The following is a 25,462-nucleotide window of genomic DNA, read 5'->3' on the forward strand; positions in this document are numbered from 1 at the left end:
CAAGCCGTTTGCCGGCTGTGCGATAGCAAACGCCTTCACGGTGGCAAACCGACTCCGCTTGGACCTCACCCTTCCACCCGAAACGTCATAGACCCGATTTTTCTATATCTTCGTTGGGCGCCGTTATGCAGTTTCACGTTTCGCCGGGGGAAGTCCACATGCGTTACGGACGAATTGCTGGTGCGATTGCTCTTTCCTCCTTGCCGGCACTGGCGCGGCACGGCGTTTCGTTGGGTGGATGGTTCGGGCCAGCCAACGGCCGGGACAACCGCTTGGTTCATCGGGGATGGCCAGAACGTTGCTCCAAGCTCTACATCGTTCATGGTCAACTAGCGGGTGTCGGACCTGCATGGACTCTTGGCCGCCCTCCGTGTTGAAGGATGTCAGGTCCTGGAGAAAACTGAGGAATCGGAGTACGGAAAGTTTGGCTGGGTGATGGTCCCCGACGAGGGCAAAGGTAGAACTGTGGGAGCCTCCGGAAGGCGAGTGCCCCGTGTGCACCCGGCCGTTCGCGCTAGAGCGGCCTGAACGCCGGTGACAGGCTGTCCCTCGGTGGGCCGTACGGCTTGTTCGGGCGAGGGTCGGTCCGGCCGTTCACGGCCGGTGGCGCCGGCACGTCGGGCAATGATGAACATGTCCGCGTCAAATCTATTGAAAACGCTGCGCTTTCACTTCCTGTGAAAGATCGTACGCGCCTGGTCGTCCACTTCCTCGAGAGCCTTGGGATCGAGGGGCCGCTTCCGCCGCCGGTGGAGCGGACGGCGAGGGTGGCGGCGGCTGATTCCCCGTGACATGCAAGACTTGAAACGAAAGGGCCAGTCCAACCGGCCATTTCCTTGCCCGTCCTGCGGGCTGAGCCTGTCTGTTCCCGGGCGATTCAGTCGGCACCAACTACGCTGGGCGGCCCCACTGGGCGAGTGTCAGGCATGAAGGCGCGTCAGCGAACGATCCAAGGACGTCAGCGCTTCCAAGGGCGGATGAGTTTGCCGGATCACTCGAACGCCCGGGTCGCGAAACGTCGGCAGGCGCGGCAGCTGCGTCGTGTTGGGTTGATCCATGTGTCGGATCAGGATCGCGGAATCCGGCGTGTTCGACGCGGCAAGGGCTTCAGTTATGTCGGCCTGTCCGGCCGGCCGCTGCGCGACGAAAGAATTCTCGAACGCATCCGCAAGCTGGCGATCCCGCCCGCCTACGAAGACGTCTGGATTTGTCGTGACGCCAATGGCCATCTTCAGGCCACCGGACGGGATGCGCGCGGACGCAAGCAGTATCGCTACCATCCGTTGTGGCGCGAGCTGCGTGATCACACCAAGTACGATCGACTGCTCGATTTCGCCGACGCGCTGCCGGCGCTGCGCAAGCGGGTGGATGCCGATCTCAGGCAACAGGGTCTGGGACGCGACAAGGTTCTGGCCAGCGTGGTGCGGCTGTTGGAGACCGCGCTGATCCGCGTCGGCAATCAACGTTATGCCGATGAGAACCGCGCCTACGGTCTGACGACCCTGCGCGGTCGCCACGTGGACGTTCACGGCGGGCGTCTGCGCTTCGCGTTCCGCGGCAAGAGTGGTCAGCCGCGTGAGGTCGTGGTGGACGACCGGCGTCTGGCCGGAATTGTGAAGCGCCTTCAGGATCTGCCCGGCCAGTCCCTGTTCCAGTATCTGGACGACGAGGGGAAGCGCCACACGATCAGCTCATCGGACGTGAACGACTATCTGCGCGATGCGACCGAGTCGAATTTCACGGCCAAGGACTTCCGCACCTGGGCCGGCACCTTGTTGGCGGCACATGCCTTGGCCGAAGCGAGCTGCGGTGACAGCGAACACGCCCGGCGGACCGCCGCCGCTGATGTCATGCGCGCCGTTGCCAAACGGCTCGGCAATACCGCTGCGGTGTGCCGAAAATGCTATGTGCACCCGACGGTGCTCGCTACGCTCGTACGGACCGACACCCAGGTGCCGCTCGTGCTCCAGGCGCATCGCTTCATTGATCAACCCTGCCAACGCCTCCGGCACACCCTCCAGCCCTCGTTCGGCAATCAGTTCCACCGCAGACAAAGCTCCTTTATCCTGCTCTCGACAGACCAGTCGTGACTCCTTCGTCATTCACGCCAATGAATCCAACGCAAGAATAGCGGGTGGTCTGTCGCCTTTCCGACTCAGACCAAATTACAGAACGGATGGTGCACTACCGCGCCAAACATGGCGGGCGTCACGTGAACTGCCCGATGTGCCTCCGGCGACCGCCAACGGACAGTCCCGATTCAGTGTCGCCGACGCACCATGCCCTGCAATGGGAATTCATGCCGGCACAAAACCTGGGATCCTATGGCCAGAAATCGCGAGACTCCGACAGTGACGACACTGCGCGACGAAATGGACAGCCGCACCTGGTGGCGGGAACCGGTGCTCAACCGGCGCACCTGGAGCTGGCGTGATGACGCGCGCGAGCGCCGCAGCGGCGAATGGTGGCAGAACGCGGTGATCTATCAGATCACGCCGTGGTCGTTCCAGGACAGCGACGGCGACGGCACCGGTGATCTCGGTGGTGTCATCCAGCGCCTCGACTACATCGATTCTCTGGGTGTGGATGCGATCTGGCTGACGCCGATCTACGAATCGCCGATGGACGATCTCGGCTATGACATCACTGACATGCGCACCATCGGCGGCACCTTCGGCACGATGGAGCAGTTCGACTGCCTGCTGGCCCTGGCCCACCAGCGCGGCATCAAGGTCGTGCTCGACATGGTCTGGAACCATACCTCGGACGAACACCCCTGGTTCAAGGAGAGCTGCAAGAGCCGCGACAATCGGTACGCGGACTGGTATGTCTGGGCCGATCCGGCGCCCGACGGCGGGCCGCCGAACAACTGGCGTTCGGCGTTCACCGGCGAATCCGGCTGGAACTTCGTCGAATCTCGACAGCAGTACTATTTTTTCAACTTTCTCGAAAGCCAGCCCGATCTCAACTGGCACAACCCGGATGTTCGCAGAGCGATCCTCAAGCGCGCCCGATTCTGGCTGGATCGCGGCATCGACGGCATGCGTCTGGATGCCGTGAACTTCTACTGCCACGACCTGGAATTGCGCGACAACCCGGTGCGCGAATCCGGATCGAAAATGCCCGACGGCATCGATCCGGCCAATCCGGCTGCTGAACATTGCTTCGTCAACAGCTTCTGCCGCGAGGAGACCTTTGAATTTCTCAAACCTCTGCGCGAACTTTGTGACGAATACTCGGGGGCGATGCTGCTCGGCGAAGTCACGCTGTGCGAAGACACGATCGAGCAGGCCGCACAGTACGCGCAGGGGCCGGATCGTCTGCATCTGGCCTATCACAGCGCCTTGCACTTCAGCGAGCCGCTCAGTGCGAGCCGCCTGAGCACGATCATCGAAAAGGCGTTGTCCCATTTCGGCAAGGGCGGGATCTGCTGGATCGTGGGCAATCATGACTATGGTCGCACCACCTCGTACTGGGGTGGCAAGGAGCGAGACTATCCTGAGGACTACCACCGGATGGTGGCGGCCATGCTGATCTCGCTGCCCGGCGCCCTGTGTCTGTGGCAGGGCGACGAGCTGGGCCTGCCCGAGGCACGGATTCCCGAGGACATTCCGGCCGATCAGATCAAGGATCCGTTCGGCAAGCGCCTGTATCCGGATGTGAAGGGTCGCGACGGTTCCCGTACGCCGATGCCGTGGACGCGCGAAGGCCACCTCGCCGGATTCTCGACGGCCGACCAGGCCTGGTTGCCGATTCCGCATTCGCATCGCGAGCGCGCGGTGGACGTGCAGCAGTCCGATCCACGTTCCCTGCTCAATACCTGGCGCGAGCTGATGCACTGGCGCTCCTTGCAGCCGGCCCTGGAGGCGGGCGAGTCGCAGCTGCTGGATCTTCATCCCGAGGTGCTGGCCCTGGTGCGCGAGTATCGCGAGCAACGCCTGCTGTGCCTGTTCAACATCAGTGAGGAGCCGGTCGAACTTGATCTTTCGCCGTTTGAAGTCCTGCGTCCGGTGACCAGTCTCACCTTCACCCACGAGTACGACGCCGGCCGCATGCGTCTGCGACTGCCCGCCTGGGGCGTGATGTACGCGGATCTGCGCAGTGTCCAGGAGATGTACGAGCGCAGTGCCGAGCAGGGGCTGGCACCGTCCCGGTGAACCGTTCCTGCACTTGCGCGATCCACATCGACCGTCGTCAGCCGAGCACGATCATGCTGACGCCGGCGCCGTACAGCAGCAGTACCAGCACGCCTTCAAAGCCGATATTGGCGATTCCGTGGCGCTGGCGGCGCAGCATGCCCAGCAGCATCACGCCGACCATGATGATGCTCAGACCGAGCCACAGCGCCTGCTTGTCGGAAACGGCGAGATGGATCGAGCCTTCGCGCCAGGCGATGTCCGAAAGAACCAGGAACAGCACGTCGAAGGCATTGCCTCCGAGAATGTCGCCGACGGCCAGCGCCAGCGCGCCGCGCCGGACTGCGGCGATCGCCACCACCAGCTCGGGAAGCGAGGTCACGCTGGAGGTCAGCAGGTTGCCGACCACGGTCTGGCTGACGCCGGTGCGGTCGGCCAGCGCCATGCCCGTCTGCGCGATCAGCCAGCCGGCGACCGCGACGATGGCCGCCAGGATGCAGAACGAGAACCACAGTCTGTGAGTCTGGCTGCCGTCCGCGTCGGGCGTTTCGTCGGATTCCGACGGCGCGGTATGAGACGTCTGGCGCGGGCTCCACATCGGCGAGTCGTGGGCCATGGAGACCAGGCGAATGCCGAAGACATACATCACCACGATCGCGATCGACGCGACATCAAGCCCGAGCACGGTCACGCCGGGACCGGACATCGCGCTCAGCGGTATCGCCAAAAGCACCACCAGCAAGACCCCTTGCAGCAGGTTTTCCTCGGAGGCGGCGGCATGTTCCAGGTTGACGCCCCGATAGAGCATGTCTGCAATGACCAGGAACGTGGTCTGCGCGGCAATTCCGCCGATGGCATTACCGTAGGCCAGCTCGGCCTGGCCGGACAGCGCCGCGGTCACCGAGGTGACGGTGCCGGACAGCGAGGTGGTGGCGCCAAGGAACACGGCCCCGAGCACGGCCTGCCCAAGGCCGGTCAGCACAGCGAGCCGTTCGGCGATTTCGGTGAGCTTCAGTCCGGCCAGCAGAACTGCAAATCCGGAGAGAACGAAGCTCACCACCGTCAGGGACAGGCTGTCGGTGATTTCGGCGATCATCGGCAGCGGCTCACCGCAGTGTCTGGAATGGAAGTCGAACAGCCATCGGATCGAGCTTGGGCGGCGCGAATGAGCCGAGCATGAATCGCATGCTTTAGCAGCCGTTCACGCCTGCGCCCCGACAATGCCGAAGCGGGGGTGACCTCAGTCATTGAATACGTACGCGAGCGCTATACCAGCGCTGGCCAGGCGAGATCGCTGCCGGCCTCCAGTCCGCCGGAACTGATAAATGCCGCCGCTCCGGAAGGCTGATCGCCTGTCCGTGGCGCATGCGCCTAGCCCGAATTTTTCATAAAACCGGGGGAATCTCGTTTATCTATTTGATATAATTGCAATTATAAAAATAACATGCGGGTTAGGTGAATCCGTTCGATTGTCTCGTCGCCTTCATTTTCAGCAGAAAGCTTTCGGTGCCCAGATAGCGGGCCTGATCGCCCATCAGCCGCTCCACCGTCTCCTTGACCCGAACGGCGCTGCCTTCCGAAAAAGCGTCCGCAATGATGTACTGCGGATCGATCCGGATAATGCTGTGGCCAACGCTCCCGTCCACGGTATCGGGGTCCGCCCAGTAGAGATCCGCAGCCAGGACCCGCCCGTCTTCGTCCCGTTCCGCCCCTGCGAGCAGGTCTTCACGGCTGAGGTCCGGGTCCAGCGGAGCCAGTGCATCGAACGCTGCCTGTGGGCAATCGATCACGAACCTTACGCGATGACCGCCCACGGCATCCGCCTCGTCCCGCAGCAACAGTAATGCATTGGTCGATGCATAGAGCCGACGGATTGCCTCGCCATGTTGGTGGGGTATGTCCGCCGGTGAGATCGCATGTTCGGCCAGAATCGCCTCACGCAATTCGGACACCAGGACCTCGCATTCCGCCGGCAGCCGAACGGTGTTGCAGGCTTCGAACATGCACAACTCGTCGACGTCCACGAGCACGGCGAACAGGATTTCTCCCACGTCGGCGGTCAGTGAGATCTGCCGCTCTTGAACTTCGCGCCGCTCGTCGGTGAACAGATCCCGAAGCTTCAAGTCGATTCCGGGCCGACACGCCTCGACTACGTAGAAGCTGAAAGGAGACTGCATTGCAGCCTCGACGTAGCGTCGCGCATCCGTCGAGAGCTGATGTCCGCGACGTTCGAGAAAGACCCGTGTCGGCGTCCGCCCGTAGAGGGACTCGTCGGCCAGCTCGAGATCCTCGCGGGCCGGAATCCAGTGGTGCATCATCCAGGGACCCGCAAGCGGCAAGTAATCGTCCTGATAGCCCACTAGCCTCGGCTTGGGCGCGATGAACCGGATGAATGCCGCGGTGAAAGTCTCGGTTCCATAAGTGTCCTCGACGAATCGCATCATTCGTGTCGGCAGATCGTTGATCTTGCGCCGCAAACGCATGTGGCTCAGGTAGAGGGGCGACTGAGTCTCCTGTTGCGCCGTTGCCAGGCAGCACCGCTTGTACTTTTTGCCGCTGCCGCAAGGGCAGGGGTCGTTGCGTCCAATTTTCATGAGTTCCGATGCTTTGCTTGCAGCCATCCACGAACGGGGAATGCGCCGGGCATGTGGATGATGATCGTCGATGACGTGAAAGTTTATTAGCGGTTTCCACTCGTTTCGGCATGGACTCGAGCGAAAACTCCCTCAAACGCGAGGTTTTCTGATCAAGCAGCCAAAAACGGCATGTTCGTTGTGAGATTTGCCTGACAGCTGGGGCGGTGAACGGCCGCCGGGCGGGGCGGACCGCCCTGACCCAAAGGGCACGCCCGCGGCTGTCAAACGCTGGCGGCGTCGAGATAGAACCGGCGCGGGGAGAGTCCCGTTGATGAGGCTGGCTGTGCCAGCCGGTCACATCGGCGCCTAGGCGCCGGTGGGATTCGGCGCCCGCCACGCTCGCTCGAACGGCAGGCGCCAGGCATGCGGGGCGATCAGCTGGTGGATCGCCTTGGGGCCCCAGGAGCCGGGTTCGTAAAAACGCACCGGCGGCGGGTTCTCCAGCAGCGGGGCCGAGACTTCCCACAGCCGCTCGATGCCTTCGGCCGTCGTGAACAGGGTGTGGTCGCCGCGCATGGCATCGAGAATCAGGCGCTCGTAGGCTTCGAGCACATCGCCGATCAGGCCGGTATCGTGCATCGCGAACTGCAGGCTCAGCTTGTCCAGACGCATGCCGGGTCCGGGGCGTTTGCCGTAGAACGACAACGAGACCTTGGAGGCATCCGCGAGATCGAAGGTGAGATGATCCGGTCCCTGCGAGCCGATGCCGGAACCGGCCGGGAACATGCTTTTGGGCGGTTCGCGAAAGGCGATGGAAATGATGCGCTGCCCCTCGGCCAGGCGTTTGCCGGTGCGCAGGTAGAACGGCACGCCGGCCCAGCGCCAGTTGTCGATCTGGCATTTCAGCGCGACAAAGGTTTCCGTGTCGGACGCCGGGTCCACGCCTTTCTCCGTGCGGTAGCCGGCGTACTGGGCGCGCACCACGTTGTTCGGGTCCAGCGGCAACATGCTGCGGAATACCTTGTTCTTTTCCTCGCTGATGGGTGCGGGCTCCAGCGCGGTCGGTGGCTCCATCGCCATGAACGCCAGAATCTGGAACAAATGGGTCACCACCATGTCGCGGTAGGCGCCGGTCTGTTCGTAAAAGGCGGAGCGCTGGCCCAGGCCCAGGGTTTCGGGCACATCGATCTGCACATGATCGATGAAGTTGCGATTCCAGATCGGCTCGAACAGGCCATTGGCGAAGCGAAAGGCGAGGATATTCTGCGCCGGCTCCTTGCCCAGGAAGTGGTCGATGCGAAAGATCTGATCTTCGCTGAAGACCTCGTGCAGTTTGCTGTTGAGCGACACGGCACTGGCGAGATCGGTGCCGAACGGCTTTTCCATGATGATGCGGGAACGTTGCGCCAGCCCCGCTTCACCGAGTGCGTGCACCACCGGCAGAGCCGCGCTCGGCGGTACGCTGAGGTAGTGCAGCAGGCGGGACTCGCCCGACAAGGATTGCTGCGCCCGTTCGACAGCCGCCTTGACGGCTTCCGTGCCGGCGGACAGCGGCACGTAGTCGAGAGTCTTGGCGAAAGTATTCCAGTCGTCCTTCGTCAACTTGCGGGTCGAGAATTCCTCCAGCGCGCCGCGTACGATCTGACGGAAGCCGTCGGTATCGAGATCGTCCAGCGACAGACCGATGATGCGGCAGCCGGGAATAAAGCCGGCCTTCGACAGATGAAACAGACCGGGCAGCAGTTTGCGCCGTGCAAGGTCTCCGGTGGCACCCACCAGCACGACCACTTGCGGGAATCGCGGCCCAACCCCCGGAGGAACTTTTTTCACGGCGTGAACTCCCCTGTTGCTACGTTTTTGCCTCAATACCAGCATACGGGTCCGCACCGCCTGGAAATCATCCGGACCCAAACGGTATGCAAAGCAAGGCTGGCGCCAAGTTGCGCCGCCGGCGTCTCAGATCGTCTGTCGCCGTGCACCACGACTGATGATGTGCCCAAGGTCTCTGTCGTCATTCCGGAGCCCGCGCGGCGGGAATCCGGAAATCCAGGCAAGGCCTCCTGACGCCACGGGCCCGCATTGTCTTTGTGGGTGGTTCGCGTCCGGGCGGCATTCCCAGCCCCCCGTTCGTCGAAAGCCTGCGCAATCGAGGTGGAGGGTCTGCTAACTCTCGATGACTCGACGAATTTCAGCTTCGGCCAGGTGTAGGCAGTGCGACGAATGCTTTCTGGTGTTCCACGCTGGCCGCGAGCCCGTACGGCGAAACAGGGAGGGGAAATGATCGGCAAGACATTTGACATGAGGGGTCTCTCATTGCGAGTGTGCGGTTGCGTTCCTGTTCTGCTGGTGCTGCTCCTGGGTGTCATGCCGCGTGTGAGCGCCGCCGACATCGCACCGACGGCGGTCGAGCCGCAGGACGAGGCCGTGCTGCGTTGCTTTTCGCTGAGAAGCGGCAATCCTGCGGCGGCAGTCGACTTGGCGAAATCGATCCTCGGCGCCGCCTCCCTGACGGTTGAAAACGAGATCAAGGCGCTGGCCTGTCTGGGGCGGGCCGAGGGCATGGTCGGCAACACGCAGGGCGCGATCGATGCTGCGGTGCGGGTCCAGCAGCGGCTGGACGAACACCCGATGCCGAACGATTTTGCACTGCGCGCCCTGTCCAACGCCGGTGCGAGTCTTCATGTGGCCGGCGAGATTTCCCGCGCCGAAGCCCTGTATCTCAAGGCGTACCAATTGGCTGAAGCGGAAGACCTGGCGGTCGCGCAAAGCGTGATGTTGAACAACGTGGCGACGATCCAGAGTGAGTATCTCGATGCCCCCGAGCTTGCCGACCATTACTACCGGCAAGCCATCGCACTGAGCCGGGAAGGCGATGGTGGTGATCGAAATGTTCTGTTCTACAACTTTGCCGCCAACCTGGTTCGACTCGGACGCGATGAGGAGGCGGCCGTGGCTCTGGACCAGGCGATGGCGATCGCGCAGCGGACCAACAGCACGATGTTCATCGACCGACTCAAGTCCGAGCGGGCGACGCTACTGCGCAAACAAGGCCGATCCGCGCAGGCACAGGCCTTGTTGACGGAGGCCATCGCCAGCCAGAGGCAACTCCCGGACCCGGAGGGTGAAGCCCTGAGTCTGGCCAAGCTTTCCACGCTGCAACGGGAGCAAGGCAATGCGCTTGCCGCACTGGACGGCGCTCGGGCCGCGGTGCGCCTGGTGGACGGCAGCAGCTTCCGTGGCGCCTTGGTGGACAGCCTGCGTGCATTGTCGGCGGCACTTGCTGCGGCGGGGCAGGTGGACGCGGCGATGCAGACCGTAGAACGCGTACATGGCTTGCAGATGTCCAGTCTCAGGGATTACGAAAGGAGTTCACTGGCCGGCTTGCAAGCCCGGCTGCAGGACGCTGCCGGAGCCAGCGAACTCGAACGCCTGCGACATGAGCAGGCCCTTGGCGCACTACGTGCCGATCGCGCCCGGCTGGTACGCAACTGGGTCAGTGGCGTAGCACTCCTGCTGTGTTTCGGTGGTCTGACCTTCAGTGTGATGACGCGCCGGCTCAACCACCGACTCAAGGTGCTGAGCACCGTGGACGTGCTCACCGGCCTGCTCAACCGCCGTGCTGCCACCGAAAGCTTGATGGAATGTTCAGGCGCTCCGGAAGCCAATGGCGTTCTGATGCTGATCGATATCGACAAGTTCAAGAGCATCAACGACCGGTTCGGCCACGACGCAGGCGACCGGGCGCTGCGGGAGCTGGCCGCGCGGCTTGGAAAGGCCTGCCGCCCGGATGACCTGCTGGCTCGCTGGGGCGGCGAGGAGTTCCTGGTGGTCTGCAAGAACCTCGATGCTCAGCAGGCCAGTGCGCTGGCCGAGCGTTTGCGTCTGGCAGCCTCACGTTGGCCGATCGACGTGTCCGAAAAGCATCGTATCCAGCTGACGATCTCGATTGGATTCGCGCCCTACCCGTTCTTTGCGGGCCTGCACCGCACAGCGACGGGACCGACCAGCTGGCAGGACGTCACCCGCATCGCCGACCGCGCGCTGTATGCCGCCAAAGACTCAGGGCGAAACGCCTGGGTTGGTCTCTGGGGACTGGCCGGCGCAAAAAATGTGACGAACGAGACGCTCCTCGACGATCCTGAGGGCGCTGAGTCCAAAGGGCAGATCGAGATTCTTAGCAGTCGCCCGATTACTTGGAGCGTATTGCCCAAGGATGTTGTCGGAGAGCAGTCCAGACCGGTATTGACAGCGATCCCCGTTCGAGCGCTTCAATGAGGCTGCGGCTTTCGCCACAGAGCAACCCTCTCCACGAACGTAGGCAGCCACCGCTTTGCGACGCTTCAATGAGGCTGCGGCTTTCGCCGCAGAGCAACTGAGCAAGAACCTGCCTATTGTGGGCGGCGTCGCTATCGCTTCAATGAGGCTGCGGCTTTCGCCGCAGAGCAACAGTTTGACTGTGGAACTCCGAAACCTCGAAGCACGAGCGCTTCAATGAGGCTGCGGCTTTCGCCGCAGAGCAACCGGCGGGCTGGCGACCTTACGTCTAGGCGTCGATGGGCTTCAATGAGGCTGCGGCTTTCGCCGCAGAGCAACGGCGATCAGGTGAGGTTCACCTTCCAGGGCGTCACGGGCTTCAATGAGGCTGCGGCTTTCGCCGCAGAGCAACCACCCCATACCATAGTGCAAGTGCTTAAGTTGGCTAAGGCTTCAATGAGGCTGCGGCTTTCGCCGCAGAGCAACCCGAAGCGGCGTCGGTTCCACCATTTAACAGCGCGCAGCTTCAATGAGGCTGCGGCTTTCGCCGCAGAGCAACTAGTCGTAGCGCAGTGCTCCGCCCGATAGATCGCTGTCGCTTCAATGAGGCTGCGGCTTTCGCCGCAGAGCAACGCGACGGCCTGGCCGGCTTCCTCGGCCGAGATGTTGCTTCAATGAGGCTGCGGCTTTCGCCGCAGAGCAACTGACCCCACTGTAAGCGGCGAGATAGCTCTGCGAGAGACCCGGCTTCAATGAGGCTGCGGCTTTCGCCGCAGAGCAACAAGCCAATCCGGACGATCCGCCTGAGAGTCCTGAGCCGCTTCAATGAGGCTGCGGCTTTCGCCGCAGAGCAACCTGTCAACTCATCCTCCTCCTCCTCGATTGGACCCAAGCTTCAATGAGGCTGCGGCTTTCGCCGCAGAGCAACGCATGCGCTGAACAGATTGAACTGGCATATCCTGTCAAGCTTCAATGAGGCTGCGGCTTTCGCCGCAGAGCAACCAATATGAGCACAGTTCGTCTGAGTAAGTGTATCCGGGGCTTCAATGAGGCTGCGGCTTTCGCCGCAGAGCAACGACCTCGGCCTGGACAGCACCAGCCGGTTTTTCCACGCTTCAATGAGGCTGCGGCTTTCGCCGCAGAGCAACCGGCAATGCACACGCTGCCGATCACGCCGAGTCCCCCTGCTTCAATGAGGCTGCGGCTTTCGCCGCAGAGCAACATCGTCGGACGGCACCCTGTCGAGCCGGATCGACACCGCTTCAATGAGGCTGCGGCTTTCGCCGCAGAGCAACATGCGGCCATCGAAGCCGGAAGGGCTCGGCAGCAAAAGGCTTCAATGAGGCTGCGGCTTTCGCCGCAGAGCAACAGCGTATGGGCCTGCCCCCTATTCCGGCGTGCAGATGCTTCAATGAGGCTGCGGCTTTCGCCGCAGAGCAACCCCGGAAGGGGTATCAGCGCCTGTCGGACAGCGCTCGCTTCAATGAGGCTGCGGCTTTCGCCGCAGAGCAACCATGCGGCGTAAGGCCATCGTCTGCTGGGCTTATCAGCTTCAATGAGGCTGCGGCTTTCGCCGCAGAGCAACATCTGCTGCAGATCCTCGTCGGCGTGGCGGACAAGACCGCTTCAATGAGGCTGCGGCTTTCGCCGCAGAGCAACGCCGAACGAACTGAACGACCCCGGAAGCGGATATCAGGCTTCAATGAGGCTGCGGCTTTCGCCGCAGAGCAACGCGCGACCTCGGGGCAAAGCCCAAGGCCAAACAAACGCTTCAATGAGGCTGCGGCTTTCGCCGCAGAGCAACAGCTCACAGATCAAGGGGTCCGCGATCTGAATATCACGGCTTCAATGAGGCTGCGGCTTTCGCCGCAGAGCAACGCCCCCTGTGCAATTCGTTTGGCCGCAAGGCCTGCAACCAGGGATTGCGAGCGCTGTGGCGTCACGTTCCGGTTCAGCACCGGACAAGAGAGGCGATTGTGACTTATACACGGGTAATCGGCTGATTGTTAAGGAAACAAGCGACTGCGAGCGCTGCCGGGCTTTTTGTCAGCATTGGAGTGCTCGCGCCACTACGGCAAAAAAATAGCTTTACACAATCGTGGGTTCGCGAGCCACCGCTTTGAACGCCACCCCCAAGCTGATGACTCTGGGTCTGACGGTGTCGGCCGGCCCCAAATCCAGCATCACAACATGATCCTGCCCGTCCACAATGATTCCGTCCAGCAGTTGGATCAGTTCGGCCTGCCGGCGTGCGGAAAGTCGGCATTGAAATACCGACAATTGCAGCCATTCGCCATAGCCTTTCATCAGCTTGAAGATGCGCCGCCCGCGTTTGTCGTCTCGAATGTCGTAGGTGACGATGTACAGGTGTTCTTGCATGCGGGCTTCACCGTGTCGTGAAGTTGGGGTTCTCGGTCATTTCACCTTGCAGGAATCGCCCGAGCAGGCGGCATTGCAACTCCAGCAGGCGACGATAGCTCACGCGATAGCCGAACAGCGGATGCGTCACTTCGTGCGACAAACGCCGTTCGAACGCGGCGATGAATCGTTTGCGCCCTTCGTCGCTCAAGTTGGTGCGGCCAGCGCCGCCGACGAAATCGGTGGGGCGAACTTCACCATTGTTGATCACCTGCAGTACGGTGGAATCGGCGATCAGTGGGCGGAAGGGTTCCATCAGGTCCAGCGCCAATGCCGGCCGACCGTACCGCGGTTGATGGTAGAAGCCGCGGTAGGCGTCGAATCCCACTGTGGTCAATGTGTTCGTCAGCGTGCGGCTGAGCATGGCGTAGGCGAAGGACAGCAAGGCGTTCACCGGGTCCGCCGGTGGGCGGCGATTGCGGCGATGAAAGTCGAAGGCGAAGTTCGCCTCGCCTTCGCGTTTGATCAATTGGGCGAAGGCGCCGAAGTAGATGGACGCTCCGTTGCCTTCGATCCCCAGTAGCGATTCGAGACTGCGCGCGCGCACGCAGGCTTTGATGGCATGTTCGAGTTGGCTCAGGAATGGGTCCACCGGCGTGGTGCCGCGCCAGTTGCGGCGCAGCATCACTCGGCTGTTGACCAGTTTGGCGCGTACCCAGCCCTTGGCCAGAGTGAGGCAGATGTTTTCATCGTCCGCACCGCGGTGCTGCGCGATTCGCAGTTCCACATTCTTGTGGCCGATGCCAGCGGTGTAACCCAGGAACCAGCCGCCGTAGCTGTGCCAGGACACCGGGATCTGGCGCCGCATCAATTCATGCAGCGTCGGCGTGGTGACGTAGACGTTGCCGTGCAGAATCAGGTGGGAGATTTCCGCGAGGCGAGGGCGCGCAACGGCTTTGTCGTCCACGCTGATTTCGAGGTTGTCGCCGCTCTAGGCGACCTTGGCCTTGTTCGCCTGCACGTAGACCGGCATCGATTCGGAGACGCCCACTGCAATCGCCCGCGGCGGCGTGACGCCACGGCGCAAATAGTTCACCTCGTCCGGTAGACAAATGCTCACCAGCGAGCAGCGCGGGCATTTGGGCGAATCGTCCAGCGGCGGTGGAATGCGGCCGCCCAGGGCGATGCCGCGCAAGCCATGCAGGGCTGACAGCGCCAGTTGCTGAAGTTCCTCGTCGAACGGGACCGGCGCGCGTTCTCGCGATTCCACGAAATACAATACGCCCTCGGTGCATTCATAACCCTGGTCCTGGAGTAGCAGACCCTGTAAACAAAGCTGCACCCGTTCCGGGTCGTAAGCCGCCTTGGCAATGTGCGGACGCTTGCCGCGCTTGTAGTCCACCGGCACCACGCGGCCCTCATCCGCCTCGATCAGATCCAGCTTCGCGATTACGCCGTAGCGGTTGCTGGACAAGGTGATCGAACGGGCATGGATGCGGCTGTCTTCCGTCACGTCCTCGGGCGCGGGCAGGACATCCTTGCCGCCAGCATCCACACGTTTGTGCCGGCGCCGGCCGTCCACCGTATCGGCCGAATCCGCCCATTCACCCTGCACCCATTCCAGGTAGGCGAGGCGAGCGCAATACACGTATTCATTGACCATCCGCGCCGGCAATAGCGGCTGATCGCCGCTCAGCTCTGGAAACGGCAGCGCGAGTTCCTGCTGGATCGGGCCGTCATGCAGCATGGGGTGCCTCCAAGCTGCGTCGCCAGGCGATATCGAAATCCTCAAGAATTGATATCATGTTGCCCATGCGTAGAACCCTTATCACTCTGGATGCAGATGACAAGGCGTGGCTCGACCACGAGGCACGGCTGCGTCATATCCCCATGACCGAACTGGTGCGGCAAGCCATCCGCGACTATCGTCTGCGCGAAGAAAGCCTCTCGCGACCGACCCTGCAGACCGCCTTGGCAGAGACCTCCGGTATTTGGCGAAATGGTGACGGGCTGACCTACCAGCAACGCCTTCGTGACGAATGGGGCCCCGCCGGTTGAAGTACCTGTTGGACTCGGTGGTCCTGATTGACCATTTCAACGGCATCCAAGCCGCGACAGGATTCTTGGCAGAACACGGCGACGCTTGCGCAATCTCCGTCATCACGCGTGCCGAAGTCCTCGCTGGCTTCGATGAGGATGGCGCGCGCCTGGCGTTGGCGCTCTTGAATGTCTTCGTCACCTTTCCGGTGACCGTCGAAGTGGCGGACACCGCCGCTGCAATGCGGCGCACGCAGCGCTGGAAATTGCCGGATGCGCTACAGGCCGCCATCGCCAAGCACCACGAACTGGCGCTGGTCACGCGCAATACCCGCGACTTTCAGGCTGGTGGCACGCCGGAGGTTTGGGTGCCTTATCGGTTGTGACCACAGGGCGTAGCACGTTTTTCCGCTGGGCTTCTGCATTGGCGCGATAGCTGGGTCTCGACTGTTCATTCCAGTGGTTGAAACATTCCTAAGCCGAAATGGCACCCAAACCCCAATGCCACCGGGCCCCGGACGGCGGAGGCAAAGCGGATTTTCAACAGCCGCCCGTGCGTGTCCGGCTGCGTGAGGCCACGTTTCCCACGGAAGCGGTGAAAGCGGAGTGCGCGGAGCTTGCGGCCCCCGGCTGCAATTTCCGGCAGTTCCTCGATATGTTCGATCTCCGGCAGGCCCGCGCCGCGCATCGACCACTCCTTGCGAAGTTGCTGCTTGATCGCAGCCCACGCTGCGCCAGGATCTCGAAGCTCCGGCTTCTTGAGGTGCCACGGGTACAAATAGGGCGTGACGCTGCGCCATGTGCAAGCGCGCTCGGCGTATCGGGATATTGACTGGAACGCGGATGCCGGGCCGAGCCCCTCCAATATCAGGCGCAAGGGTTCGCCCTCGTCACGCTTCAATGCGCGCAGTGAGGTCAACAGTCGTACCGCGTCCTGGGTCAGGTGGTCGGGAACGTGTACGAGCAGGTGATCGATGGCGCCATCGTCGTCGGCGTCCTCCGGCAGCCAGAACGCATGGCCGTGCCGGTTGGCTTCCGGCAAGTCGTGTCCCGAAAGTTCCGGAGGGAGCAATTTCGCCGGCAGAACATGGTTCGCTTTGATGTTCGCGGCACGGCGCAAGGCTTCGCCGATACGGATCGCGTCTTCTATGCGTGGCAGCGGCTTGCCGTACAGCGCGAACCGCGCAGTGGTCATCACTGTTTTTGCTTGCCCGTCCGTGGGGCGCACCGTCGTTTTGCTGGCGGCTGTTTTCAGGGCCTGCAGTGGGCGCCGATAACTGATGGTGCGAGCGCAGGGCGGTGCACTCCAGCCGGCTGCCTGCAGCTCGCTGGTATCGACCGCCATGGCGTCGATCCATTCCGGAGGCAGGGTCGAGAGCAAGCGTTTCTGGTCCGACTTGAGCTTCTTTCGGTGCCCTTGCGATTCCGTGGCAATGCCTGCCTGGGTGAGCTGTGCGCCGCGAAAGTTTTCATATTCGCTTGGTGGCTGAGGCGCCAGCAAGCGCACGATTTCGCCCGTGACCTCTCCGGTTTCGATGTCGATATCAAGATCGGTCGGTACGCAGTTGTAGCTGTACTCGGCGGCATCGTCGATCCGGCGGGCCTCGACCCAGGATTCGGCCCGCCCCAGGTAGCCGAGATTGACTAGAAGGGCGTCCAGAAGCGTGTATTGCTCTGTATTCAGCGATAGGTTTTGCCAAGCGATTACGAGGGCATCGTCAGGTGAAAGTCGGGCAAACGCATCGAATACGAGCGTCTTTTTGTCGCCTTTTCCGGGCATGTAGTGCCGGGTATGGGCGTGAATCACGTGCTCCGGGAGCCGATACGAGGGTGGCTCGGCTTCCGCCAGGCTGGCCAGCAAGCCGTGAAGCTGATCCCGCGAAAACTGTCCATCGAGTTTGCGGTACCACGTTGCGATAAACGCACGGCTCAGGCGCCACAGGTCCGGTGGCCAGGCGACGTCCGCTTCGTTGACGTGCCGGCCCCAGGGTGTCGCGTGGTAGCGTCCCGCCGGGAAGGTGAAGGCGATGGCGAGCATCGGTATCAGTCTGCCGCTTCGGTATCGGCAGGCGCGTCCGCTTTTCCTTTCTTGGCTTTGGTCGTCGGCTCCCAGGTCAGCGTCGTTGCGGTGCGCTGAGGCCACTGCTGCTCTTCAGCGACCTGGGCGATCAATTCGGGTAGTGCCGATTCCAGGTCCGAAAGGCTGGGCATCTCAAAGTCGAGGGGGCGTGTGACGATAAGGCCCGGTTCTTCATTGACCTCCAGGTCGCAGGCGGTGCGCAGGCGTAAGCCGGAACTCAACAAGGCCTGGATCTTGAAAAGCGAGAGGGCGATCAGCAGCTCGGAAACGGTAGTGCCGAGTCCAAAAGCGCGAATCTGAGCGAGGTCGAGATTGAAGTACGCGACGATCTTGGGCGATGTGAATTCGGATCGGGCGAACGGAACGTTGCCGAAGCCGCGGGCGGTGTCGCCGGAAGGGTTCACATGATCATTCTTGACTCCGCCGCTTTGTGCTTCCTTCACGTCTTCCGCCTCAATAAAGGACGACAGCACCCGAGGAAGGCGTAGCCGACCGCCAGCCAGCTCGGATTTGGCAAGAAAGACGCCGTGGATCAAGGCATTGGTATCGAGCTTCAGCAACACGACAGCGAGTTGCTTGATGTCGACCGGCCCCTCTTCCATGCCCGCGAGTTCGGATTTCAACGTGTTAAAGACCGTCTTGTCCTTTCCTTCCAGAATGTAGGGTGAGTTGATGCGGTGTGCCTCAAGTACGGTATTGGTCAGAGCCGCGCCGTCCTTGTCTCGGACCTTGACCAGCGGCAGTCCCTGGAGTGGTGCAATCCAGTCGTCCGCGGCCTTGTCCCAGCAGACCGTTTCCAGGCGATTCGCCATGCTTTGCGCCGATTCCACCAGCAGCATGCGTTCGCCGTTCGGGCCGTCGTAGGTCGCGTGTCCGAGATTGGGAAAGCCGGTGGGCTGAAAGCGAGTGCCCTGAATCGGTTGGAGGCGAGCTTCCAGCAGCAGACGGGGAGCACTGGCGAGGGAGTCGAAGTTCAGCGGCATGGTTGCGATTCCTTTTAGTCGATCCGGGACGTAGCAGTTTCAGCAGGGGTTTTCGCTTCAAGCTCCAGCGACTCGATCAGTCGTTTGGTCTCGTGTTGGGTCAAGGGAATGCAGAGCGCGGCGAGCCAGCGGGCGCCGTATCCGGGGCCGGCGATCAGGCGCGGCGGGTTGCGGCCTGGCAATTTCACGCCATGGGCCCGCAAACGCTGCCAGGCGATCCCGATGGCTGCCTCGATATCATCCGCTGCCAGACGGGCCGGGATTTCGGCGGGAAGATGAAACGGCCGGTCTTCAGGCAGCCAGCTCAATTTCAGGCGGTGCAGCAGGTTTTCGGAAGTGAAGAAAATCTTCAGCAGGGCGAATGCTGGTGGCAGCACTGCCCCCCGACTCGCGGCGGGAAGCCCAATTTCGTACAGGTCGACACAGGCAAGTCCGCCCAGCAATTCGTCGATGCGAACATCATCGGTAGTTCCGGCCAGGAACGCTGCAACGTCATCGCAGGTCGCGCCCGTGACGCTACTTAGCACTTCACCTTCCGCGTTGAGCTTTGCCGCCTCCAGACGGCGGCGGCGCAACATGACGCCAAGATTCCTAGTCAGCGGACCGGGACCCCAGGTGGCCAGCGCGGACGTCGGTGTCCAGGCACGATCGCCGTCTTTGTTCCAAGACTCGCTGACATTCGCGAGCTGTGTGCGGATATCCAGACGGCGGCGCCCCTTGCCATCCACAATCCGCAGCCCGGCCAAGGCAGCAGCAATTCTGAACTCCAGCGAATCGTTCATTCGTTCGCCGCCGGCTCTGATGGCCCAGGCACTCGAAAGCCGCGGTACGGGCGAGCGCACTGCGTCCTGAGACTTTGGACTCCGGCTAAGTGCTGCCTCGATACGCCCAAGCTGTCGCAGGACGTTTTGTAGTGCGCCGCGGCTGGACTGCTGAGACAAAGCGAACAACGCTGTGTCGAGCCGGCGGGCCGCAGAGCGAAAGGCGTTGGGTGCGTTGTCGTTGCGAGCGTATTGTTGAACCGAGCCGAGCCAGTTGCGCTGTTCGAGATCGGTGATGAGGTCGGCGTCGGGATTTCGCTTAACTCGGACGCGCTGTAGGGGCGTTGCAAGAAAGGCTTTCCCTGAGCGCATCAAGAATCCGTAACGCTGGAAGCCGTCAATGCCACGGTCTACGCCGAGTTGCGCCACGGCGCGGGCAAAATCCAATCCATCGCGCGTCGCTTTTCCATTCAGTGCAGCGCGCCCTTCGGAGAGTAGTGAGCGTAGTTCGTCGATGCTGAACGGGTTTGACCACAAAGGCATCCAGATTTCACCGCGTGCGTCGCCGTCGTCTCCCGCGCTGGCCGAGCCGGCGGTTCCGGCGCGGCTGCGCACAGTGAACGGTGCGGCGAGGATCGCGGGGTCGCCCGATTCCAGCCTGCGCGCAGTGGATGCGCCGAACAGCACCGCACCTTCCAGCATCAGCACGAAATCCCAGATGTTGATACGGGCGGAACCTTCAAAGCCAGCCGCTGCGTTCGGCCCACCCGCGACGCCGGGCGAGAACTGTCCGATTGCGCGGTCCGACAAGCTTGTCGTTTGCGAACCCCATAGCGCGCTGTCCAGGGCTTCTGTGGCGTCCTTTTGGGCGGTGCCGGAGGAAACGTCGAACAGTTCGGTCAGGCGCTGCATGAAATTGTTGGTAAAGTCCAATCGGCCGTCGTTGCCCCCGGTGCCCAGCAGCGGCGGATAGCGTGGATCGTTTCCGGACAGGATGACTGCGGAGTCCATCCAACGCAGCAGCGGCTCCGGAGCGATGTTGCGCAGCCGCTGCAGGAACGCCGCTTTCTGAGCCAGCTTGGGGCTTTCTTTCAGGCCCAGTTGAGCGACGACTTTTCGTGCTGCACCGATGGCCTGCTTGTAGGGCGCGAAGCGCTCGGCTGCAGCCTCTCCGATTGCGCGGATGCCGTCCGCATTGTCCTTGGGATAAAAGCCGCTTCCGCCGTTCCAGGGCGCCACCAGCGGTGTCGGCCGATAGTGCTCGAGAAAGAAAGCGCGAAGTTGTTCGGCCGTCAGCCGCGTTCGCAGAACAAACACATCGTCGCGCCAGAAACCCATGGCTTCGGCATCGCCGCCGTTCTCGTCGCCCGCTTCGGCGACCAGCCGCAGGACGGCCAGCGCCTTTAGGTAGGACGCCAGTGGCGTGGGCGTGCAGCCTGGCAAGGGAATTTCGTTGACGTGCAGAGGTTCCGAGAGGCGTTCCTTCCAGAGGCTCATCAGCGGTCTCCAATCGCGCCTGTCCGCAGCGGCCAGGGCGTCGAAGTAGCGGACGCGAAATCGTGCGTCCGCCGGGACTACCGTCACCGGCGGCAATTGCAGGCGCCTCAGGATTTCCAGCAGCCACAGGCGGCTGATCCGGCCGTTGAAGTCCGGGAACGGATGGATCGACAGAAACTCGCCTTCCGCGTAGGCCAACAGTTCGAGCAGGCGGTCGTCGGCCTCGCCGCCGAGGTGCTCGATGCGGGTGGCGAGATTCAGGCAGTAGTCCCGCATGCGTTGCGGTACTTCAAACGGAGGCGGCGGCTGATGCGCGCGGATCTGGTTCTGGGTTTGACGGTAGAGGCCTGCCTGATCGGGAAACAGTTCAGCTGTCAGCCCGGCATGCAGATCACGCAGCAGGGTTTCGTCCAGCACGCGTTCGGAGAATCGTCGCTGGCGAATGTCGTAGTCGAGCTGTTGCAGCGGTTCCGACAGCTTTTCCGCCAGCTCGGTATAACTCAGCGTTCCGGCGGCTGTGATGAATCTCGGGATTGTTGCATCAGCAGTCTGTGTCGCGCCTGCAGCCGTTTGAGGCTCACCGGTTCGCGTTCGAACGCCATGCTCTGCCAGGTCTGCAGCGGGCTCTGTGCCAGCGTGCGCCGCTGCCGCTCTTCCGGCGGGAGCGTTCTCCACGCCTGAATGTTTTGTTTCCAGCTCATGTTTCGAATTGTGCTCCCGCTCAGTGCTCACTGTCAGCCTCCTGCTCCGCACGGGTGGCCCGCCAGTCGGCAATACGCACCAGTGCCTCCAGCCAGGCGAGGCGGAAGGGCCCGTGGCGCTTCAACAGGCGCTGCGTCCGGGTGGTCCAGGATGGTCCCATCCGACCTCCGCCCAGTTGCATGATGTCGAGGTGCAAGGGAATTTCCGGGAGCGTTTCGTCGTCCGAAAGATGGAAGGCGGGCAAAACGTCGCCGTCCCACACGCCCCGAGCAAACAGGCGCGAGTCGGGAGGTTCGGTTTCGTTCGGCAGGGCGCGCAGCGATAGGCGGACTTTGCCGTGATGGGCGGCGATCAGGTAGGCGATCAGGTCCGCATCGGGTTCGTCGTCATGTTGCGCCAGCCAGGCGAGCGCGGATGCAAGCTCGTGGCGGAAGTGCTTGCGTGGCTTGTCTTCACCCGCCACCTGATAATTCACGCGCCCACGGTAGTTGCCGCCGGACTTGGCCCAGAGGCCGTCGCCGAGGTCTTGCTGCAGGCCTTGTTGATGAGCGTCCCTGAGCATCGTCTGGAAGGCTTGGTGTGCTTTGCCCACGTCGTGCCATCGCGCCGCCCGGGTGACTGCGGCCGCATCCGGCACCTTCAAGGATTCGCAGAGGGTTTCTGCTTCGTTGCCCACGTCCTTCAGATGGCGCGTCAGCGAAACCTCCTGCGCGAGCAGGCTGCGCCGGTCGTCGTCCATCGCTTCAGCAGTGAGCGCATCGGTTTGCGCGGCCTTGAACGGCTCGACCGCCTCCGACGACTCCGGCGAAAGGCCGCGTTTTTCCGTATAGCCGCCGGCCGTGGTGCGCACCATGAGGATCATGCCTGGCCGCAGGCGCGGCTTGCCCAGGTGCGGAACCGCCGTCCATTCGCGGGCCAGCGTGTCCCACCGATAAACGTCCCCCGCTTTCAGGCGCTTGAGCAATTCGTTGGCGGCTCCCAGGCCGGCACGGCACAATTCGTCGGCATGCGCGGAAGCTTGATTCTTTGCGCTATCCGCGTCGGACCAGTCGCGCCAGAACAACAAGACATCGGCGTCGTCCGCGTCGCGGATGTACTGGGCAATGTCGATATCGAAGCCGGACAGGTCGGCCTCGGTACTGAACAAGTCCAGAAAGTCTTTGCGCCGCAGCACGGGGAACAAGGGTGCGGCGGCTTCGATGGGCGGCAGCGCTGCGGGAGAAACGCTGCTCAGTGGTGCCAGCAGGCGCTTGGTTTCGTCGAGTTCGGATGGCTCATAGGGTTTGGAATCGGCGACGTCGATCCAATGGACCTGCGCGTCGGCGGAGCCGTTGAATTCGCCGTAGCGATTGCAGCGGCCGAAGCGTTGGACCATCGATGTGAAAGGCGCCAACTCCGTGAACAGGACGCGCGAGGATAGATCGACTCCGGCTTCCACGGCCTGCGTGGCGACGATGATGCGGCCGGGGCCGTGCGGATTGGGCAGCGTTGCCAGTTTGTCGTTGAGCGCCTTGCGCTCCTGGGCGCGAAAACGCGAGTGCACGAGCAAAAGTTCGGGCGCATCCGAAAGCGATGGCGGATCGTCTGCTGCGCCTTTTCGCTTCTTCGAGGGCGGGGGCGATAGACGCTTGGTTATTTCATCGAACAAGCCCTGCGCGCGCGCGACGGTGTTGAGAATCGCCAGCGTGGTCGTTCCGGGCCGTTGCCGCTGAGCGGCAAGAACCTGAGTTGCCAGTTCCTGAAAATAGGACGCCAAGGCCGCCTTGCCATCCGCGCGCAGACTCGCGCTGCAAGCGGCCAGCGGCTTAATGGAATCGCGCCGCGCGCTGACCGTCTCGGCGCTTTTTTCCTCCTCGCTCAGTTGCAGCAAGGCGAGCGCGTCGGGATCGAAATCCACAGTTTTCATCCAAGCCCGGTCGAGCGTTGCGGAAACCCAAAGACTGCGGCTGTTGCGGGCACAGGCCAGTTCGCGGCGGAAGGCTTCGAGCTGTACGCCGGTGATCAAGCCCGGCCCCATCAGTTGAACCTCGTCGAATACCCACATCGCGTCGTTGTGCAACATCGCGAAGTGCACCGGCCACAGGTAGCGGCTCATGCCGTAGCCGCGCATCAATGCGCGGGACAACAGCATGTCCTGGGTGCCGATGAGGATCATGTCTTCTTCGGGGTGTTCGGCCCAGGTCTTCACGTCCTCGGCGCCACCGGCGAGCACATGCACTGACACTTTGCCGGTCCCGACGTCACCGTCTATTCCAAGACGGGAGAGCCAGTCGCGAATGCTGCGTTCGGTCTGTTCCACCAGCACCCGCATGGGCAAGCACCAAATCAGGCGGCGTGGCGTGCAAGCGTCCGGAATCTCACTGCGCTCCCCGGCGCGCCAGCCGCGCTTGTACAGCCAGGCTAGCGTGACTGCCGCAGTCTTTCCGAGGCCGGTGGGAACGTTGAGCAGGTCTGGCCAAGCCTCGCCATTCCAGCTGTCGGTAGCGAGCCTTCGCTGGTATTCAAAAGGTGCGAATGTAAGATCGGATTCCCGACCGCATGCAGCCCTGAAAAGCGCATCGAATGACTTAGTCATGGCGCGCGTCGCTACCGATTTCTGAACGGCTCAGTGCGGCAAGCAAGGTTTCAGGGTCGCAGATCTGAAGCGACGCCTTGCGAAAGTCCTTCACATTTCGCGTCGCTATGTGGGTGACGCCCGCCTGTCGTGCGGAGGCGTGGAAAACAGCGTCTTCAAAGTCGGGCCAGTTCGCAGTCAGAGCTTCGGCGATGGTTGATTCGTCTACCGGCAGCACGCGGAGAATGCCGAGCAGCTCGCTCACAATCGCACGTGCGCGGCGCGGGCCGTGCTCGCGTTTGATGAGGAAGTAGACGGTGCCCACTGAAGACGCAGGCAGGCAGCCACGGATGATCTGGCGGTCGCAAAGTCCCAGCAGGGCAGCCGCAGGCTTGGACCAAGGTTTGCGATCCACGAGTACATCCAGCAGGACGCTGTTGCGCGCACTTCTTGGAGTGAGGCGACCTGCCGTGTCGCTTGCTGGGTAACGGGAAAGCGCGGCACGCAGACGATCCGCAACTGCATCACGCAAGGAGGGCGGTTCCAGCACTTCCACGTCCGGGCCGTAGCGCAGGATGTCCATCAGCAGTTCCTCCGTGCGGTGAAAGGGAAAGCTGCGGGTCAGCGAGCCGTTTTCATGGCGCTCGTCCTGTTGCTGCGGGTGCCAGGTCTCGGCGCTGACCCAGCGGGCGATATGGGGAGAGAAGCGCAATACGGCGGTTGCCGTGGGCTGGCCGGCGAAGATGCCGTAGCTGGTGGCGAACACGTCGTCGAGCTGATCAGCGTCGATTTCCTGCGCGGGCGTGTCGATGATTTCCGCTGTGATGATGCGGTCCAGGGCGAAGGTGCGCAGATCGCTTCGTTTGTGACACCAGGCGTCCAGATACCAGTTGTCGCGATAGTGGGCCAGCCGTTGTGGCGACACCGTGCGGGGTCGCGGCATGCGGTCGTCGCTGCGGGCGTGATAGTCGATGAGCAGGCGGCGTCGGCGAACCAGCGCGTCCGCCACGATCGAGAACCGGTCTCCGGCAGGCCGGGCGGCCATGCGCAGCAGCCGCAGACGGGAGTCCCATTGCGGGGTTTCGGCACCGGTTTTGTGCAGCAGCGTTTCGATCTTGCCGCGTAGCGGCCGCAGCGCTTCGGACAGCAGCCCGATGGGCTGTTGTTCCAGAACCTGGTCGACAATCAACAGGGCGGCGAGTTCTTCGCTGCTGAACCAGAGGCCGGGTAGCTCATAGATGCCTTCCGATTCATAGCGGTAGACGCCTCTTGCCTGGTCGGCAATCAACGGTGCCTGCAGCACGTCGCGCAGGAAGCTGATCGCCCGTTTCAAACGCGTGGACCGCAGCCGATTTCCTCGCGCAAGGTTTGCGCGGGAATGCCGAAGCGCCGGTTCGCCGCCAGCCTCTTGTGAAGCTCGAATATGGTTTCGATGAGCTGCACGGCGAAAGCCCCCCCGACCCGACACCCTCAAATTCACTCTAGTGTCTTCCGCTTGTTTGGCCGTGTCGAGCTTCGCTGGCG

General features: G+C 62.4%; 15 protein-coding genes, 2 pseudogenes and 1 CRISPR repeat array. Of the genes and pseudogenes, 5 read left to right on the forward strand and 12 right to left on the reverse strand.

Annotated elements, in window-relative coordinates:
- Positions 1 to 977 precede the first annotated feature (977 nt).
- Positions 978 to 2,090 carry a DNA topoisomerase IB gene (locus RM530_RS11045; protein WP_311365287.1) on the forward strand — a complete coding sequence of 371 codons (1,113 nt, stop codon included), beginning with the start codon at positions 978 to 980 and terminating at the stop codon, positions 2,088 to 2,090.
- Between the two features lie 261 nt (positions 2,091 to 2,351).
- Positions 2,352 to 4,157 carry an alpha-amylase family glycosyl hydrolase gene (locus RM530_RS11050; RefSeq protein ID WP_311365288.1) on the forward strand — a complete coding sequence of 602 codons (1,806 nt, stop codon included), beginning with the start codon at positions 2,352 to 2,354 and terminating at the stop codon, positions 4,155 to 4,157.
- A 37-nt stretch (positions 4,158 to 4,194) separates the two neighbouring features.
- Here the strand turns inward: RM530_RS11050 and RM530_RS11055 are convergent, their stop codons facing one another.
- From RM530_RS11055 to RM530_RS11075, 5 genes are all read right to left on the reverse strand, one after another.
- Positions 4,195 to 5,232 (reverse strand): sodium:calcium antiporter, encoded by a 1,038-nt coding sequence (locus RM530_RS11055; RefSeq protein WP_311365289.1) that lies wholly within the window; start codon positions 5,230 to 5,232, stop codon positions 4,195 to 4,197.
- A 355-nt stretch (positions 5,233 to 5,587) separates the two neighbouring features.
- Positions 5,588 to 6,757, reverse strand: a complete 1,170-nt coding sequence (locus RM530_RS11060; RefSeq protein ID WP_311365290.1) for a YecA family protein — start codon at positions 6,755 to 6,757, stop codon at positions 5,588 to 5,590.
- A 321-nt stretch (positions 6,758 to 7,078) separates the two neighbouring features.
- Positions 7,079 to 8,542 (reverse strand): glucose-6-phosphate dehydrogenase, encoded by a 1,464-nt coding sequence (gene zwf / locus RM530_RS11065; RefSeq protein WP_311365291.1) that lies wholly within the window; start codon positions 8,540 to 8,542, stop codon positions 7,079 to 7,081.
- Positions 8,543 to 9,022: 480 nt separating this feature from the next.
- Positions 9,023 to 9,547: a hypothetical protein gene (locus RM530_RS11070; protein WP_311365292.1), complete on the reverse strand. Its 525-nt coding sequence runs from the start codon at positions 9,545 to 9,547 to the stop codon at positions 9,023 to 9,025.
- A gap of 198 nt (positions 9,548 to 9,745) precedes the next feature.
- Positions 9,746 to 10,042, reverse strand: a complete 297-nt coding sequence (locus RM530_RS11075) for a hypothetical protein (RefSeq protein WP_311365293.1) — start codon at positions 10,040 to 10,042, stop codon at positions 9,746 to 9,748.
- Between the two features lie 213 nt (positions 10,043 to 10,255).
- Between RM530_RS11075 and RM530_RS18995 the strand changes: the two are divergent.
- Positions 10,256 to 10,777: pseudogene (locus RM530_RS18995) on the forward strand (GGDEF domain-containing protein); the annotation flags it as partial.
- A gap of 200 nt (positions 10,778 to 10,977) precedes the next feature.
- A CRISPR array of direct repeats spans positions 10,978 to 12,844; the repeat unit is 36 nt; unit sequence GCTTCAATGAGGCTGCGGCTTTCGCCGCAGAGCAAC.
- A gap of 210 nt (positions 12,845 to 13,054) precedes the next feature.
- Here RM530_RS18995 and cas2 read toward each other — a convergent pair.
- The gene (cas2, locus tag RM530_RS11080) at positions 13,055 to 13,345 is read right to left on the reverse strand and encodes a CRISPR-associated endonuclease Cas2 (RefSeq protein ID WP_311365294.1); all 291 of its coding nucleotides are present in this window, start codon (positions 13,343 to 13,345) and stop codon (positions 13,055 to 13,057) included.
- 7 nt (positions 13,346 to 13,352) lie between these two features.
- Positions 13,353 to 15,071 (reverse strand): annotated as a pseudogene (cas4g/cas1g, locus tag RM530_RS18740) (CRISPR-associated endonuclease Cas4g/Cas1g).
- Positions 15,072 to 15,136: 65 nt separating this feature from the next.
- On the opposite strand from cas4g/cas1g, the gene RM530_RS11095 reads away from it, so the two are divergent.
- Both RM530_RS11095 and RM530_RS11100 read left to right on the forward strand, forming a co-directional pair.
- Positions 15,137 to 15,382 carry a ribbon-helix-helix domain-containing protein gene (locus RM530_RS11095; RefSeq protein ID WP_311365296.1) on the forward strand — a complete coding sequence of 82 codons (246 nt, stop codon included), beginning with the start codon at positions 15,137 to 15,139 and terminating at the stop codon, positions 15,380 to 15,382.
- Entirely contained in the window at positions 15,379 to 15,747 is a 369-nt protein-coding gene (locus tag RM530_RS11100) for a PIN domain-containing protein (RefSeq protein WP_311365297.1), read from the forward strand. Before RM530_RS11095 ends, RM530_RS11100 begins: the two co-directional genes overlap by 4 nt.
- A gap of 65 nt (positions 15,748 to 15,812) precedes the next feature.
- Here the strand turns inward: RM530_RS11100 and csb2 are convergent, their stop codons facing one another.
- Genes csb2 through RM530_RS11125 form a run of 5 tightly spaced genes read right to left on the reverse strand, consistent with a single transcriptional unit; the run spans position 15,813 to position 25,271 of the window.
- Positions 15,813 to 17,399, reverse strand: a complete 1,587-nt coding sequence (csb2, locus tag RM530_RS11105) for a type I-G CRISPR-associated protein Csb2 (RefSeq protein ID WP_311365298.1) — start codon at positions 17,397 to 17,399, stop codon at positions 15,813 to 15,815.
- 5 nt (positions 17,400 to 17,404) lie between these two features.
- The gene (gene cas7g, locus RM530_RS11110; RefSeq protein WP_311365299.1) at positions 17,405 to 18,424 is read right to left on the reverse strand and encodes a type I-G CRISPR-associated RAMP protein Csb1/Cas7g; all 1,020 of its coding nucleotides are present in this window, start codon (positions 18,422 to 18,424) and stop codon (positions 17,405 to 17,407) included.
- 14 nt (positions 18,425 to 18,438) lie between these two features.
- On the reverse strand, positions 18,439 to 21,414 hold the full coding sequence (gene cas8g1 / locus RM530_RS11115) for a type I-G CRISPR-associated protein Cas8g1/Csx17 (RefSeq protein ID WP_311365300.1): 2,976 nt from the start codon (positions 21,412 to 21,414) through the stop codon (positions 18,439 to 18,441).
- Positions 21,404 to 23,959 carry a type I-G CRISPR-associated helicase/endonuclease Cas3g gene (gene cas3g, locus RM530_RS11120; protein ID WP_311365301.1) on the reverse strand — a complete coding sequence of 852 codons (2,556 nt, stop codon included), beginning with the start codon at positions 23,957 to 23,959 and terminating at the stop codon, positions 21,404 to 21,406. The genes cas8g1 and cas3g overlap by 11 nt, the downstream gene beginning before the upstream one ends.
- Positions 23,952 to 25,271, reverse strand: a complete 1,320-nt coding sequence (locus RM530_RS11125; RefSeq protein ID WP_311365302.1) for a WYL domain-containing protein — start codon at positions 25,269 to 25,271, stop codon at positions 23,952 to 23,954. Before RM530_RS11125 ends, cas3g begins: the two co-directional genes overlap by 8 nt.
- Between the last annotated feature and the right edge of the window lie 191 nt (positions 25,272 to 25,462).

It is taken from the genome of Banduia mediterranea, from assembly GCF_031846245.1.
In the GTDB taxonomy this organism is placed as follows: domain Bacteria; phylum Pseudomonadota; class Gammaproteobacteria; order Nevskiales; family Nevskiaceae; genus Banduia; species Banduia mediterranea.

Excerpts from the sequence above, each read along its gene's own strand:
- RM530_RS11045 (WP_311365287.1), top strand. The coding sequence starts at position 978 with ATGAGTTTGCCGGATCACTCGAACGCCCGGGTCGCGAAACGTCGGCAG.
- RM530_RS11055 (WP_311365289.1), bottom strand. The coding sequence starts at position 5,232 with ATGATCGCCGAAATCACCGACAGCCTGTCCCTGACGGTGGTGAGCTTC.
- RM530_RS11060 (WP_311365290.1), bottom strand. The coding sequence starts at position 6,757 with ATGGCTGCAAGCAAAGCATCGGAACTCATGAAAATTGGACGCAACGAC.
- RM530_RS11070 (WP_311365292.1), bottom strand. The coding sequence starts at position 9,547 with ATGGTCGGCAAGCTCGGGGGCATCGAGATACTCACTCTGGATCGTCGC.
- RM530_RS11075 (WP_311365293.1), bottom strand. The coding sequence starts at position 10,042 with ATGTACGCGTTCTACGGTCTGCATCGCCGCGTCCACCTGCCCCGCCGC.
- cas2 (WP_311365294.1), bottom strand. The coding sequence starts at position 13,345 with ATGCAAGAACACCTGTACATCGTCACCTACGACATTCGAGACGACAAA.
- RM530_RS11095 (WP_311365296.1), top strand. The coding sequence starts at position 15,137 with ATGCGTAGAACCCTTATCACTCTGGATGCAGATGACAAGGCGTGGCTC.
- csb2 (WP_311365298.1), bottom strand. The coding sequence starts at position 17,399 with ATGCTCGCCATCGCCTTCACCTTCCCGGCGGGACGCTACCACGCGACA.
- cas7g (WP_311365299.1), bottom strand. The coding sequence starts at position 18,424 with ATGCCGCTGAACTTCGACTCCCTCGCCAGTGCTCCCCGTCTGCTGCTG.
- cas3g (WP_311365301.1), bottom strand. The coding sequence starts at position 23,959 with ATGACTAAGTCATTCGATGCGCTTTTCAGGGCTGCATGCGGTCGGGAA.